The sequence below is a fragment of the Sphingomonas sp. AX6 genome, from assembly GCF_902506605.1.
Lineage (GTDB): Bacteria > Pseudomonadota > Alphaproteobacteria > Sphingomonadales > Sphingomonadaceae > Sphingomonas.
Map to the genome: position 1 here is coordinate 1,261,086 of NZ_LR733979.1, position 16,000 is coordinate 1,277,085.

Below are 16,000 nucleotides of genomic sequence, written 5' to 3' on the forward strand. Positions count from 1 at the left end.
GCAATTCGCACGAAAAAGCGCCGCCGGGAGTTTTCCCGACGGCGCCCTTGTCGCGAACCGCCCCCGTCCGGCCGTGGGCTTAGAAGCCGAACCGTGCCTTCACGCCGTAGAAACGCGGTGCCGACGGATAGGCGGCGTAGTTGCCGGTCTGTTCGGGCACCGCAAATCCGGTGACGTGATAATATTGGTTGGTCAGGTTTTCGACGAATAATTCCAGGCTCTTCGACCGATCGGCGGTCTGTACACCGACGCGCGCGCCGACCAGCGGATATCCCTGGTTGAACAGGATCGTGCGGCCCGTCGCCGGATCGGTATTGCTCGACGGGATGTTGACTTCGCTATTGTAACGCATGTCGACGTGGATCAGCGCGTTTAGGGTCGACGTGATCGGCGGGGTCCAGGTGCCGGCGATGGTCACCGTGTGGAGCGGCTGATTCGAGATCTTGTCGCCTTCCTGCCCCTGAAGCGGGGTGCCGGTGAAGTCGTTGCTGTCATCATATTTGGCGTCGATATAGCTGTAGCCCATGCGGAAGATCAGCTCGCGCACCGGCTGGACGATCGATTCGACCTCGATCCCCTTGCTGGTGGTGCTTTCGACGTTCTGGACAACGAAATTGTTGCCGCTGAACACCAGCGACTGGAGGTCCGAGAATTTCTGATAGAAACCCGACACGTTGAGCGTGAATTCCCGTGTGATGCTGGTCTTTATACCGACTTCATAGGCATCGACGCTTTCCGAACCGAAGCGAAGGTCCGACGCACGCGGACCCGTGCCACCCAGGAGTACGGACGTGAACGTCGCCTGGTCGAGGTTGTAGCCACCCGACTTATAGCCGCGATCATAGCCGCCATAGAGCAGGATGTCGGGATTGACCTTGTACGCCAGCTTGGCAGTGCCGGTGACCTTGCTCTCGCTGAAATCGTCTTCGTAATTGCCGTTGAACTCGGTGTTTACCGCCGGGTTGCAGCTCAGCAGGAACAGGTTGTTGAACAGCGCATTGTTGGGTGCCGCACCCCGAAGCAGCGCGGCATAGGTCGCCGCGGCGGGATTGCCCGCGCGAACCTGTTCGAAGAACCCGCAGCTGCCCAGATTGTTGTTGATCGAGGCCGTGAGTTCCTTTTTCTCGTAATTCCAGCGCGCGCCCAGCGTCAGCGACAGATCGTCGGTGATGTTGATGATGTTGTGCGTGAATGCGGCAAAGGCATTGGTCTTGACGCGGAAATCGTCGTTGTTGTTGCCTTGGCCCGGTTGGGCGCCAGGCAGCGGGCTGTTGAGCAGCGCAAACAGCGGCGATCCCGGAGGCGCGATCTGCTGGAGGCGAATTGGCCCTAATCCGGGCGCGGGCGGGGGGGCCACGACCGGGTTCTGTGCCAGCAGTACCTGACCGAATAGCGGGATCGTCGGCCCCAATGTGCCGAAAAACTGTGCGCCCGTCGGCAGCAAGGCCGAGCGCGTACCCCCGTTCAGGACGGTGTCGACATAACGATTACCGTCATTGCCGATCCGCACCGTATCGCGCAGATCGTTGGTTTCGTTGAGATAGAAGCCGCCGACCAGCCAGTCGAGCGCGCCGCCGAACGCCGACCCCTGAAGCCGCAGTTCCTGGGTGAAGTTGGTCAGTTTGTTCTCGTAACCTTCGCGATACGCGCGATCGATGCCCGAGAAATCGATGTCCTGGTTCCGAAGCGCCCGCCAGTTGCGATAGGCCGTGATCGAGGTCGCGGACATTTCGCCCAAGTTGAAATTGAACTCGCCCGAAATGCCCCAGTCGCGCACCTGTTCACTGAAATCGCGGTTGGGCGATGTCGCCATCTTGCGTTCCAGCGGAAGGATGCTGGCGTTGAACGTCGTCGGCACATATTGCCCGGCGGCGTTCAGGATCGGGAAGGTGATGTTCCGGTTTGCACCCTGGTAAAGTCCGTCGAGCCCCTGTGCGCCAGCGATCAGCTCGATCGCGGGGGCCAGCGCACCCCGCACCGCGCTGACGGCACCACAGCATTGCTCGTCGGTTTCGTAATAGTCGCCAATCAGGCGGAAGGTCAGGTTTCCGGTGTCGAGCAGCGCCTGACCGCGGGCGTACCAGCGATCGACGTCGTTGAACGCGCGGTCGCTGTTCACATCCTCGATATAGCCGTCGCGCTTGCGGTATCCGCCGTCGAAACGCAGCGCGATCTGTTCGCTGACCGGGCCGGTCACCGCGCCCTTGATCTCATAGGCGTCGTAATTGCCGTAGCTGCCCTCAACATAACCGCCCAGGTCGAATTCGGGGCGCGCGGTAAAGATCGACAGCGCACCCGCCGAGGTGTTGCGACCGAACAATGTGCCCTGCGGCCCGCGCAGAATTTCGACGCGCTCCAGTTCGGGCAGTTCGGAAACCGCGACACCCGCACGGGCACGATAGACGCCGTCGATGAACACGCCGACCGCAGGCTCGAAACCGGGATTATCACCAGCGGTGGTGATGCCGCGGATATAAAGGGTGGTGCCGGTTGCCGACGACTGGCCCGTCGAGCTTTGCAGCGAGGGGGCAAGCTGTTCGAGCCCGCGAATATCCTGAACGCCGGCATTTTCGAGCAGTTCGGTGCCGACGGCGGTAATCGCGATCGGCACGTCCTGTACGGTTTCGTCACGGCGCGTCGCGGTGACGACGATGTCGTTGGCGTTGGTGAACTCGCCTTCCTGCGTTTCTGCCGGAACCGCTGCTTCTTGGGCAAAGGCGGGTGTCGCGATCGCCATCGTTAGCGCGGTCGCCGCGAGCAGATTGAATTTCTTCATGCCGGTATCCTCCCCATGATCCGCTTATCGCGCGGATTTCGACAAGGACTACGCCTGCGTTTCCGCTTGCGTCAATCGCCTAAAGCTAGGATTGCCGCGGATTATCGGGACTTGTGGCGCGCGTGCATCGACCCGATGTTGATGCTGCAACACAGCGAATTGAGTATGCCGTAGCGTCAACATGCGTGGCGACGGATCAGGGGATTGTCGATGTCGGAAAGTCTGCCCGGAACCAGCGTCACCGAAACGGTGCCATCGCCCGCATCCGATGAAATCCCTGACGAGGTGACCGACGCGATCCGCACGCTGATCCGCTGGACTGGCGACGATCCCACTCGCGAAGGTCTCGTCGATACGCCCCGTCGGGTTGCAAAGGCTTGGCGTGAATATTGCCAGGGGTATCAGGACGAACCCGCCGCCCATCTGGCGCGTGTCTTCGAAGAGGTGGGCGGCTATGACGAGATCGTGCTGCTGAAGGACATTCCGTTTCAGTCGCATTGCGAACATCACATGGCACCGATCATCGGTCGCGCGCACATCGCCTATCTGCCCAAGGATCATGTCGTCGGCATCTCGAAGCTGGCGCGCGTACTGCACGGTTTCGCGCGGCGCTTGCAGGTGCAGGAGCGGCTGACGGCGGAAGTCGCCGACTGCATCTGGAAGCATCTGAAGCCTCAGGGGGTGGCAGTGGTGATCGATGCGACCCACGCTTGCATGACGGCACGCGGTGTGTGCACCCCCGGCGTGACGATGCGGACCAGCCGGATGATGGGCGCGTTCCGCGACGACGAACGCAGCCGGTTGGAAGTCATGAAGCTGATGGGGCTGGTGTGAGCCGCCCGCTTGCGATCGTCACTGGTGGCCATCGGCGGTTGGGCGCGGCGATCGCGCGCGCGCTGGCGCTTGCGGGATATGACATCGCAATTCACGGCAGCCAGGACGCCGAGCCGGAGGCCGGGCTGGCAGAGGCGTTCGACGTCGTCGGAGCGCGCTGGACCGGGTTCGCCGCCGATTTTACCGATGGCGCTGCTCCCGCGAGGTTGATGTCGGAGGTGACCGCGCAGTTCCGACGCGCGCCGGATCTGTTGGTCAACAGTGCGTCGATCTTTGGACAGGACCGGCTTGCCGACACCGACCACGCCGCGCTCATAGAACATTATGCGGTCAATTGCGCAGCGCCGGCGCTGCTGATTCAGGCTTTTGCGGCGAGCGGCGGTGCTGGGCGCAGCATCGTCAACATTCTCGATCAACGCATCGCCCAGCCGCACGGCGACCAACTCGCCTATAGCCTGTCCAAACACGCACTGGCGGGCCTGACCCGAATCGCCGCACGCGACCTTGCTCCCGCGATCCGGGTGAATGCGGTGGCGCCGGGGCTGACGATCGTGACCGACGAGTACGACGCCGCGCAGACCGAGCGGCTGGCGGCACGAATGCCGCTCGCGCGACTGCCTCAGGCGGAGGAGGTGGCGGAAGCGGTGCTGTTCCTCGCGCAGGCTAAATCGACGACGGGGCAAACGATCTTCGTCGATGGCGGCGCGCACATGACCAGCTTCGATCGCGATTTCGTTAATCTGGAGCGGTGAGGAGCGACTCGCTTCTTTCCCGTCATCCCAGCGAAAGCTGGGATATCATACAGATAGAGCGCGTCCATGCGGCTTGAGATGCCAGCTTTCGCTGGCATGACGATTTGGGGAAACGCTCAATTCCCCCCAACCCCATTTGCCGCACTCAACACAGCCCTCACGCTTGCGGTCGCCACGTCGGCATCGATGCCCACGCCCCACACCGTCCGCCCGTCGGCTGTCCGGCATTCGACATAGGCCGCGGCCTGCGCGTCCGATCCGGTACCGATCGCATGTTCGTGATAATCGGTGACGTCGAGCGCGATTCCGCACGCCTGACCCAGCCCGTCGATTACGCTGGAGATCAGGCCGTTGCCCCGTCCAGACACGCTTTGCGCCGCACCGTCCACGCAGACATGGCCCGCGAATATCCGGTCGCCATTGGGCGCGCGGGTTTCGTCATAGGCCTCCAGCGCGAAACGCTGCGGGCCTTCGAGGGCATAGGTTTCTGCAAAGCAGCGCCAAATGTCCCCGGCGTCGAGTTCGCGGCTGGTGCGATCGGCCAGCGCCTGGACGTGACGACTGAAATCGGCCTGCATCCGCTTGGGCAGTTTCAGCCCCTTGTCCTGCTCGATCACCCAGGCGACGCCGCCCTTTCCCGATTGGGAATTAACTCGGATCACCGCTTCGTAGCTTCGCCCCAAATCGGCGGGATCGATGGGCAGATAGGGGACTTCCCAATAATCGTCGTTGCGCGTCGCTTGCGCCGCAAACCCCTTCTTGATCGCGTCCTGATGGCTACCCGAAAAGGCGGTGAAGACCAGATCGCCGGCATAGGGCGTGCGCGGATGGACGGGGAGGTTGGTGCAGTAATTCACCGTGTTCACGACCGCATCAATGTTTGATAAATCCAGTTTTGGATCAATGCCTTGCGTGTAGATGTTGAGCGCCACCGTCACCAGATCGCAATTGCCCGTCCGCTCGCCATTGCCGAGCAGGCAACCCTCCACCCGGTCGGCCCCCGCCATCATCCCCAGTTCCGCCGCCGCGACGCCAGTGCCGCGGTCATTATGCGTGTGCAGGCTGATGACGACGGCATCGCGATTGGGAATGTTGCGGCAGAAATATTCGATCTGGTCGGCATAGATGTTCGGCGTCGCGCATTCGACCGTGGCGGGCAGGTTGAAGATGATTGGACGTTCTGGGGTGGGGCGCAGCACGTCCATGACGCCCGCGCACACCTCAAGGCTGAAATCGAGTTCGGCGGTCGAAAACGTCTCAGGGGAATATTGGAAATGCCAGTCGGTATTGGGGCGCTTTGCCGCTTCATCGCGCATCACCTTGGCCCCCGTCACCGCGATCTCGCGCACTTCGTCGCGGCTCATGCCGAACACGATGCGCCGCCATGCAGGCGACACGGCGTTGTAGAGATGGACGATGGCGGCCCGCGCCCCATCCAGACTGGCGAAGCTCGTTTCGATCAGGTCGCGGCGCGATTGGGTCAGCACCTGCACCAGCACGTCGTCGGGCACCGCGCCCGATTTGACGAGGCCCGAAATGAAGTCGAATTCGGTGGCGCCCGCGCTTGGAAAGCCGACCTCGATCTCCTTCAACCCGACCTTGACCAGCAAATCGAAGAAGCGCCGCTTCTTTTCCCCATCCATCGGATCGATCAGCGCCTGGTTGCCGTCGCGCAAGTCAGTCGACAGCCAGCGTGGCGGCGCTGTGATGGTGCGCGACGGCCATTGCCGGTCGGGCAGGTTCACGGGCGGGAAGGCGCGGTATTTGGTCGATGGATCGCGGAGCATCTGTGTGATGACCTTCATGGGCTGGCGGACAAGGGCCGCTGGAACAAGGTGCCGGTGAAGTCCCCTTAGGGAAGAATGCGCGAGTGCACTCCCGTCCCTAAGGGCGGATAAGTCGCAGGCTTAGGGCTTCGTGCGCAATCATCATGTTCGATGATCGCCGTTTGCGCAGCTTTTGTCCAGCGAGACGGGCTTGGGGCCACGCAACCCATGCTTTAGCAAGCCTTGTGTCAGCGATAGAGGCTTCGGTAACCTTTTGCTGCGAAAGCTCTTTTCGAGGGTAGCTTGCCCGATGCGAGGAGTTCGAAAGCGTGATCCAGATCGTCTATATCAGCACCGCCCGCGGCGATACTCGCACGGAACGGGGCAATATCCTGATGACGTCACGCCGCAACAACGACCGCGACGGGATTTCGGGGCTGCTGTACGACGACGGGAAGCGTTTCCTTCAAGTGCTGGAAGGGGAAGTCGGGATCGTCGAGGCGGCATTCGCCCGCATCAAAACCGATCCCCGCCACCGCGCCGTGGTCATCCTGTCGCGCCGCGAGATCGAGGCGCGTGAATTCGGTGACTGGGCGATGGCATCGCTTTCGCCGGGCGTCGAGGCCAACGACGTGATGGTGCGCGTCGGGCGACTGGTCGCACGGGCGTCCGCAAACGTCCGCGCGACCTTTGAAAGCTTTGCCCAGGTCCGGGCTGCCGCCTGACCCTTATTGTTTCTCGAACGCCACGCTGATCGCCAAGTTCACGTCGTCGGGGATGTTGGGCAGCGCATAGCTGATCCCGAATTCGCTACGCTTGATAGTCGCCAGACCGTGAAAGCCGACCGTTTCCTTCTTGTTCATCGGATTGGTCCCCGCGCCTTCGAAGCGGGCCGTGATCGACAGCGGGCGGGTCTGACCCTTCAGCGTCAGATTGCCGTCGATCCGCGCACGAATGCCGTCGGGATCAAGCGTGATCGCGGTCGATCTGAAGGTCGCTTCCTCGAACCGGTTGAACTCGAAGAAATCGGCGCTCGACAGATGCTTGGTCAGCCCATCGCTGTTGGTCTTGAGCGAGCGGAGCGGGATCGTGATCTCGACCGCAGACGCCTGTAAATTGGCGGGATCGAGTTTCAGATTGCCTTTCACATCGCCAAACAGGCCGAAATAATCGTTGAAACCGAAATGGTTGACTCGCCACATCACCTGGGTGTGCGAAGGGTCGACGGCGTAGTTGCCGGCCGTCACGCGCGTCGCGTCGGGCGCACCGGGAATTGCGGCGGGGGCGGTGCCCGCCTGCTGCGCGATGACGGGCGCGGCCAACGCAGCGGTGGTGAGGCTTGCGATCAGGACGGGACGAGACAAGCGCATGGCGATTCCTTTTCGTTAACCAGAAGCACGCGCGCTGAGGACTTGCGCGCTGAGTGCCGCCGGGGGCAAAGCAGGCACAACCATGACAGAAGCCGCCACCCCCGCACAGCCCGCCGCGCCCGAAACATTCCGTTTCGTGAAGATGCGTTTCGATGAGGATGCGGGGGGCGTGTGGCTCGATTACGCGTTCGATAACGGCGCTGAATTTACCGAGACGATCGACTTCGCCGCGCGCTTGCCAGCGATCGGGACACCCGCCCGGCACGGCTTCGATGCCGCGATCCGGTCGTTGTTCGTGATGGCCGGTGTCAGTTACTACAAGGCGTGGCTTCCCCCGACGCTCGACCTGGACGGGTTACCGCTGGCCGAGGACGAGATCGCATTCTTCGCTGAAGTGTACCGCGAAGGGCTGGGCGAATTCGCGATGCGCAATGGCCTCTCGCTCGACGGACGATTGCGGTTCGTGAATGCGGGCGCGGCCGATCCCGAGCCCGCCGCGCCCGTCGATCTGCCCGACCGGTCGGCGGTGCTGATCGGCGGCGGCAAGGATTCGCTGGTCACCCTGGAGGTGTTGCGCGCATCGGGCGGCGACATCGAACTGTTCTGCGTCAATCCGCGCGAACCGATGATCGACAGTGCGACGGCCAGCGGTGTGCCGATGGCGACGGTAAAGCGAAGCCTGGACCCGCATCTGTTCGAGCTGAACGCCAGCGGATCGGTCTATAACGGCCATGTCCCGATCACCGCGATCGTCAGCTTGATCGCGGTCGCCGCCGCCTTCGTGCATGGATGGTCGAACATCGTGCTGTCCAATGAACGCTCCGCTGACGAGCCGACGGTGGACGATGTGAATCACCAATATTCCAAGAGCAGCGCGTTCGAAGCGCGCTTTGCCGATCATGTCGCGATGCACATCTCGCCCAGCCTGCGCTATTTCTCGCTGTTGCGGCCGTTATCCGAACTTCATATCGCACAATTGTTTGCGAAAACTGATCGTTACGACCGGGTATTCACCAGTTGCAACAAGGCGTTTCGCATTCTGGAGCGCACCGGCGAGCGCTGGTGTCTGGATTGCGCCAAGTGCCGCTTCACGTTCCTGATGATGGCGACCGTGATGCCGCCCGAGCGGCTGATCGGGGTGTTCGGCGCAAACCTGCTCGACAACGCGGATCAGCTTGGCGGGTATGAGGAACTGACGGCGCTGGATGGGGCGCACAAGCCTTGGGACTGTGTCGGCGAATTCCTCGAATCGCGTGCAGCGATAATGCGGATCGCCGACCATCCCGACTGGCGCGACACCGCGATCGTGCGTGCGCTCGCCCCGCGCATCGCCGCGACGCCGCCCGATGCGCTTGCGGCCTATGACGATTTCCTTACCCCGCAATGGCAGGGACGGGTGCCCGCGCAGTTTCGAAAGGCGCTCGATGGCTATCTTTGACGGTGCCCGCACGCTCGGCATCTGGGGTTATGGGCGAGAGGGGCAGGCGGTCCACCGCTTCGTCCGGGCGCAGTATTCCGGCATCGCCGTGACGGTATTGCTCGATCAGGCGGACTACGCCCTCGAATTACCCAAAGGGGTTGCGTTGCTGAATGGAGATTCGGCAGTGCACGCGATTGCGCAGGGACGATTCGACGTGATCGTCAAAAGCCCCGGCATCAGTCTGAAACGTCAGGAAATTGTGGACGCGAAGGCGGCTGGGACACGAGTCACTTCCTCGACCAATTTGTGGCTGGAGGCGAACGGCGTCGCGGGCACGATCGGCGTCACCGGGACCAAGGGCAAGAGCACGACCTCCACGCTGATCCTGCACATGCTGCGTGCTGCCGGACGGGATGCGAAGCTGCTGGGGAATGCCGGAACCGCAGCGATCGGCGAGGCGCCCGCGGTCGACCACACGATCCTGGAATTGTCGAGCTATCAGACCGCCGACCTCGACCGTGCGCCCGCGCTGGTGGTCGTCAACAACCTCTATCCCGAACATGTGCCGTGGCACGGATCGGTCGAGGCCTATTACGACGATAAGCTGCGACTGGCGACGATCGAGTGCCACGTGCCCGCGGTCCTAAACTATCGCGATGCCGAGATTCGCAAGCGGTTGGGGGAGCGGGCCAACGTCACCTGGTTCAACGATGGTCAGGGCTATACCGCAGTCGGTGCGTCGCTCAGCTATCAGGGGCGCCCCGTGTCGCTGACCGGCGCGGTGCCCAAAGGCGAGCATAACCTGTCCAATGTCGCAGCGGCGGCAACGGTCGCGTTGTTGCTCGATGCGCTGGAGGATCCTTGGTCGATTGACCTGGGCGGGTTCGCGACCTTGCCGCACCGGATGGAGGAATTCGCGGTAGGCGGGTTGACCTGTGTCGATGACAGCATCTCGACCGTGCCTCAGGCGACGATGGCGGCGCTGTCGGTCTATGCGGGGCGACCGATCCATCTGATCCTGGGCGGTAGCGAGCGAGGACAGGATCATGCCGCGCTGCCCGATGCGATCCGGGCGGCGGGCGTGGTGAGCCTGTGGTTGCTGCCCGATACCGGGCGGCGGATGGAGGCGGAGTTTGCAGGTCGGCTGGATGAGGTAACCATGACGCCTGTCGCCGACCTCGACGCGGCGGTGCGCGGCGCGTGCGAACTGGCGGACGAGGGGGATGTGCTGCTGCTGTCCCCTGCTGCGCCAAGTTTCGTGCAGTTCAGGAGTTTCGAGGAGCGTGGGGCGCAGTTCCGCGCGCTGTGCGAGCGATATGCGGATAATTCCTCCCCCGGAGGGGGAGGGGGACCGGCGTAGCCGGTGGAGGGGTAATCGCTGCAAGCGCATTGCGCGTCGCCAATACCCCTCCGTCGGCGCTACGCGCCGCCACCTCCCCCGCCGGGGGAGGATTACTTTGCTGGAAGGACGCGCGGTTCGCTGACCCGCCCGCCCGTCGGTCCCGGCAAAGCCGTGCCCTATGGGCTGGCTCTGCCGTGCCGTCCGGGCTTGCTTGGGCGCGCCGCTTCGCGCGCCCACGCGGTCGGAAGCTTGCTTCCGACCTACGGCGCTGCGCTGCGCCTAGTTCTTGTCCTTATCCACCAGCTTGTTCGCGCCGATCCACGGCATCATCCCGCGTAGCTCCGCCCCGGTCTTCTCGATCGGATGCGCTTCTGCCCGCTTGCGCGCGGCCTTTAGCTGCGGTTGGCCCGCGCGGTTTTCGAGCACGAAGTCGCGCACGAAGCGGCCCGACTGGATGTCGTCGAGCACGCGCTTCATTTCCTTTTTCGTCTCGTCGGTAATGATCCGCGGCCCGGTGACGATGTCGCCATATTCGGCGGTGTTGCTGATCGAATAGCGCATGTTGGCGATGCCGCCTTCGTAGAGCAGGTCGACAATGAGCTTGGTTTCGTGGAGGCATTCGAAATAGGCCATTTCGGGCGCGTATCCGGCTTCGACCAGCGTCTCGAACCCGGCCTGGATCAGGTGCGTGATGCCGCCGCAAAGCACCGCCTGCTCGCCGAACAAATCGGTTTCGCATTCCTCGCGGAAATTGGTTTCGATGATCCCCGAACGCCCGCCGCCGACGCCGCTGGCATAGGCGAGCGCCACGTCATGCGCATTGCCGGTCGCATCCTGATGGATCGCGATCAGGCAAGGCACGCCGCCGCCGCGCTTATATTCGCTGCGGACGGTGTGGCCCGGACCCTTGGGCGCGATCATGATGACGTCGATGTCCGCGCCGGGCTCGATCAAACCGAAATGGACGTTCAGGCCGTGCGCAAAGGCCAGTGCCGCGCCCGGTTTCATATTGTCCTTCAAATCGTCGTTCCAGATCGCGGCCTGATGTTCGTCGGGGGCGAGGATCATCAGGATATCGGCCCAGCCTGCCGCTTCCTTGTTAGACATGACCTGAAAGCCAGCGTCCTCGGCCTTTACCGCGCTGGCGGAACCCGCGCGCAGTGCGATCGCGACGTCTTTTACGCCTGAATCGCGCAAATTCTGGGCATGGGCATGACCCTGGCTGCCATAGCCGACGATCGCGATCTTCTTGTCGGAGATCAGGTTCAGGTCGGCGTCGGAATCGTAATAGACACGCATGATCGGTTCTTCCCTTTTCAATCGGATCGTCATGCCAGCGCAGGCTGGCATCTCATGCCTCGGGGGCGTCCTTGCGGTTTGAGACCTCAGCCTTCGCTGGGGTGACGGTTTTCAAAACTCAGGCCGCCTCGCTCCCGCGAGAGATGGCGACGATGCCGGTACGCGCGATTTCGACCAGGCCGACTTCGCGCATCAACTCGACGAACTTGTCGATCTTTTCCGAGCCGCCGGTGACTTCGAACACGAAGCTGGTGGTCGTCGCATCGACCACGCGGGCGCGGTAGACATCGGCCAGCCGCAGCGCTTCGATCCGGTGTTCCCCACGGCCTGCGACCTTCACCATGGCCAGCTCGCGCTCGACATGTGGACCGGCGGTCGTCAGGTCGGTGACCTTGTGGACCGGCACCAGCCGTTCGAGCTGGGCCAGGATCTGTTCCATCACATGCGCCGATGCGGAGGTGACGATGGTGATCCGGCTGACGGATTGGTCCGCGGTGATCTCGCTCACCGTCAGGCTTTCGATGTTATAGCCGCGCGCGGTGAACAGCCCGGCGATGCGCGCCAATATGCCCGGTTCGTTGTCGACAATCACGGCCAGCGTGTGACGCTCGGCCTTTTCCTGTGTAATGTGCATGTCTTAAACCAGCGCCTTCGCTTCGTCGTCCATCGTGCCGGAGACTTCGTTCGCCTGAAGGATCATGTCGGTGTGCGCCGCGCCGCTTGGGATCATCGGCAGGCAATTGGCGAGCTTCGCCACGCGGCAATCGACCATCACCGGGCCGTTATGCGCCAGCATCGCAGAAATGCCGTCGTCCAGTTCGCCCAGCGTGTCGATGCGAATGCCCTTCCAGTCATAGGCCTCTGCCAGCTTGACGAAATCGGGCAGGCTTTCGCTATAGCTTTCGGCATAGCGCGACGAATAGGTCAGTTCCTGCCACTGGCGGACCATCCCCATATATTCGTTGTTGAGGATGAAGACTTTGACCGGCAGCCGGTACTGGGTGGCGGTGGCCAGTTCCTGGATGTTCATCTGGATCGACGCTTCGCCGGCGATGTCGATGCACAAGCTGTTGGGGTTGCCCAGCTGCGCGCCGATCGCGGCGGGCAGGCCGTAGCCCATCGTGCCCAGGCCGCCACTGGTCAGCCATTTGTTGGGGCTTTCGAAATCGAAATGCTGGGCGGCCCACATCTGGTGCTGGCCGACTTCGGTCGAAATGATCGGTGCCTTGTCGCGCGTCGCTTCCCACAATGCGCGGATCGCGCGTTGCGGCATGATCGCATCGCCGACTTCGGGAAAGTCCAGGCATTTGGATGCACGCCAGCCATCGATCCGCCGCCACCATTCGGCCAGATCGGGCTTTGGATATTGGCGGCTTTTCCAGACGCGGACCATATCCTCGATCGCATGACCGCAATCGGCGATAATCGGCAGGTCAACGCGCACGACCTTGTTCACCGAACTGCGGTCGATATCGACATGGATCTTGCGGCTTCCGGGGCTGAACGCGTCGAGCCGTCCGGTGACACGGTCGTCGAATCGGGCGCCGAGGCAGACCACCAGATCGGCCTTGTTCATCGCCATATTGGCCTCGAACGTGCCGTGCATCCCCAGCATCCCCAGCCATTGGGGAGAGGAAGCGGGCAGGGCACCCAGACCCATCAAGGTCGAGGTGACGGGCGCACCCGTGATCCGCGCCAGTTCGCGCAGCAATTGCGATGCGCCGGGGCCGGAGTTGATGATGCCACCGCCAGTGTAGAGGATCGGGCGTTCGGCAGCCGCGATCATGTCCACCGCCGCCTCGATCAGCGAAGGATCGGCCTTCACCTGCGGGCGATAGGTCTTGTGCTGGATCGGGCCGGGTTTGGTGTATTTTGCGGTGGCGACCTGAACGTCCTTGGGGATGTCGATCACGACGGGGCCGGGGCGGCCGGACGTGGCGATATGGAACGCCTCATGGACCGTCGCGCCAAGTCGGGCGGGGTCTTTCACCAGATAATTATGCTTGGTGACATGGCGGGTGATGCCGACGGTATCGGCTTCCTGAAACGCGTCGGTGCCGATCAGCGTCGTCGGCACCTGACCGGTGATGACGACCATCGGGATCGAATCCATCAACGCATCGGCAATGCCGGTGACGGCATTCGTCGCACCCGGCCCGGACGTGACGAGCACGACGCCCGGCTTTCCGGTCGAGCGGGCATAGCCCTCCGCCGCATGGGTCGCTGCCTGTTCGTGGCGCACCAGGATGTGGCGGATCCGCTTTTGCTGGAACAGCGCATCGTAAATCGGGAGGACGGCCCCGCCCGGATAGCCGAACACAACCTCCACACCGAGGTCGCACAACGCCTCGATCAGGATGTCTGCTCCGCTTTTCTCGGCCACGACGATGCTCCTTTCGCACACGCAATATCAGAACTGGAACGGCGCGCCTAATGGCATAAAAACTGCGCGTCAACCTTTACAAGTGGAATCTTGTTTCAAAAGTTTCACGCAAAGTAATTGAATCTGTCTCATTGGTTCGATGCCAATTGGCGGGAGGCTGGTTGCGGAACCAAGTATATTGGCGTTTGGCGTATTGACGGGTGGCAGTGCGCGCTGCCGCGATCGCTTCGTCGCGGGTGAGTCTTCCTGCGATCATAGCCGCGATTTCGCGCACGCCGATCGCACGCATGACCGGAGCATTGGCGGGAATGTCGCCGCGTGCCAGCAATGCCCGAACCTCGTCGATTGCGCCTTCATCGAACATTGCCGCCAGCCGCCGGTCGCAGCGATCGAACAGCCAGTCGCGCGGCGGCAGCAGGATCATCGGCAACAGCGCGATGTCGCTGGCGATCCCCCCGATCCGCGTCGCCTGCCAGCCGGTCAGCGTGCGCCCGGTCGACCGCACGACTTCGAGGGCGCGCGCGACGCGAGTGGTGTCGGCGGGGTTGAGGCGCGCAGCGGCGTCCGCGTCTTCGCGGGCGAGGGCGGCATGTGCATCGCCGACCGGAAGCGCGCGGACCGCCGCTCGCACCGCGGGGTCGATGTCGGGCACCGGTGCGATGCCGTCGAGCAAGGTGCGAAGATAGAGGCCGGTGCCCCCCACAAGAATGGGCAAGCGTCCTGCGGCATGCGCGTCGGCGATCGCGGCCTGCGCTTCGGCGGCCCAGCGCGCAGCATTATGGTCCTCCGCGCCGTCGATATGCCCGAACAGCGCTTGCGGCGCGCGGGCTTCCTCCTCGGCAGAGGGCCGCGCCGACAGGATGCGCAGGTCGCGGTACACCTGTGCGCTGTCGGCATTGATGACCGTGCCGCGGTGGCGTTCCGCCAGCGTCACCGCCAGCGCGGACTTGCCGCTGGCGGTCGGGCCTGCGATGAGCGCCACCCTGGGCAAATCCGGAGAACCGATCATGTTCATCGCCACGTTGATTGCAGACGGCGGGCTTGACGAGAACCTCCTATCTGAGGTCGCTCATCAGTTTGACGTCGATTGCACGGCGGGAAAACTCCTAGAATATGCAATGATTGACGAGGGTGAAGCTGGCGACATCATCTTCAGCCCAGCTGCCAGCTTTGCTCCCAACGATGCTGCTTCGTTGGCGATGGCGATCCGAGAGCAAGCGGAGGCGATCGCCAAAGGCGGTTTTGGCCGTGACATGACATGGGATGTCATCGTCCAGCCAGCACGGGGCCGCGAAAAGCAACTGATCGTCGCCGATATGGATTCGACGATGATCACCGTCGAGTGCATCGACGAACTCGCCGACTATGCCGGGATCAAGGACCAGATCGCCGAGGTTACCGAAGCGGCGATGCGCGGCGAACTCGATTTCGCGGCCGCGCTCGATGCGCGGGTCGCGTTGCTGAAAGGGCTCGAGGAATCGGCGATCGATCGCTGCCTGGCCGAACGCGTGCGCGACAGTATTGGGGCGAGTACGCTCATTCGAACCATGCGCTCGCGCGGTGCGCGCAGCGTGCTCGTCTCTGGCGGATTTACGCGCTTTGCCGAACCCGTGGGCGCTCGCATTGGCTTCGACCGGGTGATTGCCAACACGTTGACGATCGAGGAGGCGCGCCTGACCGGTGCGGTCGGCAAACCGATCGTCGATGCCGCGACCAAACGGTCGACACTGCTGGCCGAAGCCGAAGCGCTGGGCATACCCCTGTCCGCGACGATGGCGATCGGCGACGGTGCCAATGATCTGGCAATGATCGGTGAAGCAGGGCTGGGCGTCGCCTATCGTGCGAAACCGGTGGTCGCGGCGGCGGCGGGCGCACGGCTCGATCACGCACCGCTCACAGCTTTGCTCCACGCGCAGGGGATTGCGCGTCGGGACTGGATTGAAGCCTAACCACCATCGTCACCCCGGCCGCAGTGCCGGGGTCCACCAAGTCGCTCACGCAGAGCGTGAAGTGACCCGTCTTGTGCGCCGCCGGGTGAATCCCGGCACTGCGGTCGGG

Annotated in this window: 13 protein-coding genes; 6 read left to right on the forward strand and 7 right to left on the reverse strand. The window is 63.0% G+C overall.

The window, feature by feature from the left end; genetic code table 11:
• Positions 1–79: 79 nt before the first annotated feature.
• Positions 80–2,776 carry a TonB-dependent receptor gene (locus ENHY17A_RS06200; protein WP_159711068.1) on the reverse strand — a complete coding sequence of 899 codons (2,697 nt, stop codon included), beginning with the start codon at positions 2,774–2,776 and terminating at the stop codon, positions 80–82.
• Positions 2,777–2,986: 210 nt separating this feature from the next.
• Between ENHY17A_RS06200 and folE the strand changes: the two genes are divergently transcribed.
• Entirely contained in the window at positions 2,987–3,610 is a 624-nt protein-coding gene (gene folE / locus ENHY17A_RS06205) for a GTP cyclohydrolase I FolE (RefSeq protein ID WP_159711070.1), read from the forward strand.
• A complete protein-coding gene (locus tag ENHY17A_RS06210) occupies positions 3,607–4,362 on the forward strand; it encodes an SDR family oxidoreductase (RefSeq protein ID WP_159711072.1) in 756 nt (251 codons plus the stop codon). The genes folE and ENHY17A_RS06210 overlap by 4 nt, the downstream gene beginning before the upstream one ends.
• A 116-nt stretch (positions 4,363–4,478) precedes the next feature.
• Here the strand turns inward: ENHY17A_RS06210 and leuA are convergent, their stop codons facing one another.
• Positions 4,479–6,149: a 2-isopropylmalate synthase gene (gene leuA, locus ENHY17A_RS06215; protein ID WP_159714218.1), complete on the reverse strand. Its 1,671-nt coding sequence runs from the start codon at positions 6,147–6,149 to the stop codon at positions 4,479–4,481.
• A gap of 308 nt (positions 6,150–6,457) precedes the next feature.
• Between leuA and ENHY17A_RS06220 the strand changes: the two genes are divergently transcribed.
• A complete protein-coding gene (locus ENHY17A_RS06220) occupies positions 6,458–6,853 on the forward strand; it encodes a BLUF domain-containing protein (RefSeq protein WP_159711074.1) in 396 nt (131 codons plus the stop codon).
• A 3-nt stretch (positions 6,854–6,856) separates the two neighbouring features.
• Here ENHY17A_RS06220 and ENHY17A_RS06225 read toward each other — a convergent pair whose 3' ends face one another.
• Positions 6,857–7,498 carry a YceI family protein gene (locus ENHY17A_RS06225; RefSeq protein ID WP_159711076.1) on the reverse strand — a complete coding sequence of 214 codons (642 nt, stop codon included), beginning with the start codon at positions 7,496–7,498 and terminating at the stop codon, positions 6,857–6,859.
• Between the two features lie 82 nt (positions 7,499–7,580).
• Between ENHY17A_RS06225 and ENHY17A_RS06230 the strand changes: the two genes are divergently transcribed.
• Positions 7,581–8,936, forward strand: a complete 1,356-nt coding sequence (locus tag ENHY17A_RS06230; RefSeq protein WP_159711078.1) for an endonuclease domain-containing protein — start codon at positions 7,581–7,583, stop codon at positions 8,934–8,936.
• Positions 8,923–10,278: a UDP-N-acetylmuramoyl-L-alanine--D-glutamate ligase gene (gene murD, locus ENHY17A_RS06235; RefSeq protein ID WP_159711080.1), complete on the forward strand. Its 1,356-nt coding sequence runs from the start codon at positions 8,923–8,925 to the stop codon at positions 10,276–10,278. The genes ENHY17A_RS06230 and murD overlap by 14 nt, the downstream gene beginning before the upstream one ends.
• 261 nt (positions 10,279–10,539) lie before the next feature.
• Here murD and ilvC read toward each other — a convergent pair whose 3' ends face one another.
• The 4 genes from ilvC to miaA all read right to left on the reverse strand — a co-directional run bounded on the left by ilvC (position 10,540) and on the right by miaA (position 14,951).
• Complete coding sequence (gene ilvC / locus ENHY17A_RS06240; RefSeq protein ID WP_159711082.1) at positions 10,540–11,559, reverse strand: ketol-acid reductoisomerase; 1,020 nt, start codon at positions 11,557–11,559, stop codon at positions 10,540–10,542.
• A 118-nt stretch (positions 11,560–11,677) separates the two neighbouring features.
• Entirely contained in the window at positions 11,678–12,193 is a 516-nt protein-coding gene (ilvN, locus tag ENHY17A_RS06245; protein ID WP_159711091.1) for an acetolactate synthase small subunit, read from the reverse strand.
• 3 nt (positions 12,194–12,196) lie between these two features.
• The gene (locus ENHY17A_RS06250; RefSeq protein WP_159711093.1) at positions 12,197–13,942 is read right to left on the reverse strand and encodes an acetolactate synthase 3 large subunit; all 1,746 of its coding nucleotides are present in this window, start codon (positions 13,940–13,942) and stop codon (positions 12,197–12,199) included.
• Positions 13,943–14,018: 76 nt separating this feature from the next.
• Complete coding sequence (gene miaA / locus ENHY17A_RS06255; RefSeq protein WP_443018290.1) at positions 14,019–14,951, reverse strand: tRNA (adenosine(37)-N6)-dimethylallyltransferase MiaA; 933 nt, start codon at positions 14,949–14,951, stop codon at positions 14,019–14,021.
• On the opposite strand from miaA, the gene serB reads away from it, so the two are divergent.
• Positions 14,950–15,891 (forward strand): phosphoserine phosphatase SerB, encoded by a 942-nt coding sequence (serB, locus tag ENHY17A_RS06260; protein WP_159711097.1) that lies wholly within the window; start codon positions 14,950–14,952, stop codon positions 15,889–15,891. The genes miaA and serB overlap by 2 nt on opposite strands.
• Positions 15,892–16,000: the final 109 nt, after the last annotated feature.

Excerpts from the sequence above, each read along its gene's own strand:
- ENHY17A_RS06200 (WP_159711068.1), bottom strand. The coding sequence starts at position 2,776 with ATGAAGAAATTCAATCTGCTCGCGGCGACCGCGCTAACGATGGCGATC.
- folE (WP_159711070.1), top strand. The coding sequence starts at position 2,987 with ATGTCGGAAAGTCTGCCCGGAACCAGCGTCACCGAAACGGTGCCATCG.
- leuA (WP_159714218.1), bottom strand. The coding sequence starts at position 6,149 with ATGCTCCGCGATCCATCGACCAAATACCGCGCCTTCCCGCCCGTGAAC.
- ENHY17A_RS06225 (WP_159711076.1), bottom strand. The coding sequence starts at position 7,498 with ATGCGCTTGTCTCGTCCCGTCCTGATCGCAAGCCTCACCACCGCTGCG.
- ENHY17A_RS06230 (WP_159711078.1), top strand. The coding sequence starts at position 7,581 with ATGACAGAAGCCGCCACCCCCGCACAGCCCGCCGCGCCCGAAACATTC.
- murD (WP_159711080.1), top strand. The coding sequence starts at position 8,923 with ATGGCTATCTTTGACGGTGCCCGCACGCTCGGCATCTGGGGTTATGGG.
- ilvC (WP_159711082.1), bottom strand. The coding sequence starts at position 11,559 with ATGCGTGTCTATTACGATTCCGACGCCGACCTGAACCTGATCTCCGAC.
- ilvN (WP_159711091.1), bottom strand. The coding sequence starts at position 12,193 with ATGCACATTACACAGGAAAAGGCCGAGCGTCACACGCTGGCCGTGATT.
- serB (WP_159711097.1), top strand. The coding sequence starts at position 14,950 with ATGTTCATCGCCACGTTGATTGCAGACGGCGGGCTTGACGAGAACCTC.
- miaA (WP_443018290.1), bottom strand. The coding sequence starts at position 14,951 with ATGATCGGTTCTCCGGATTTGCCCAGGGTGGCGCTCATCGCAGGCCCG.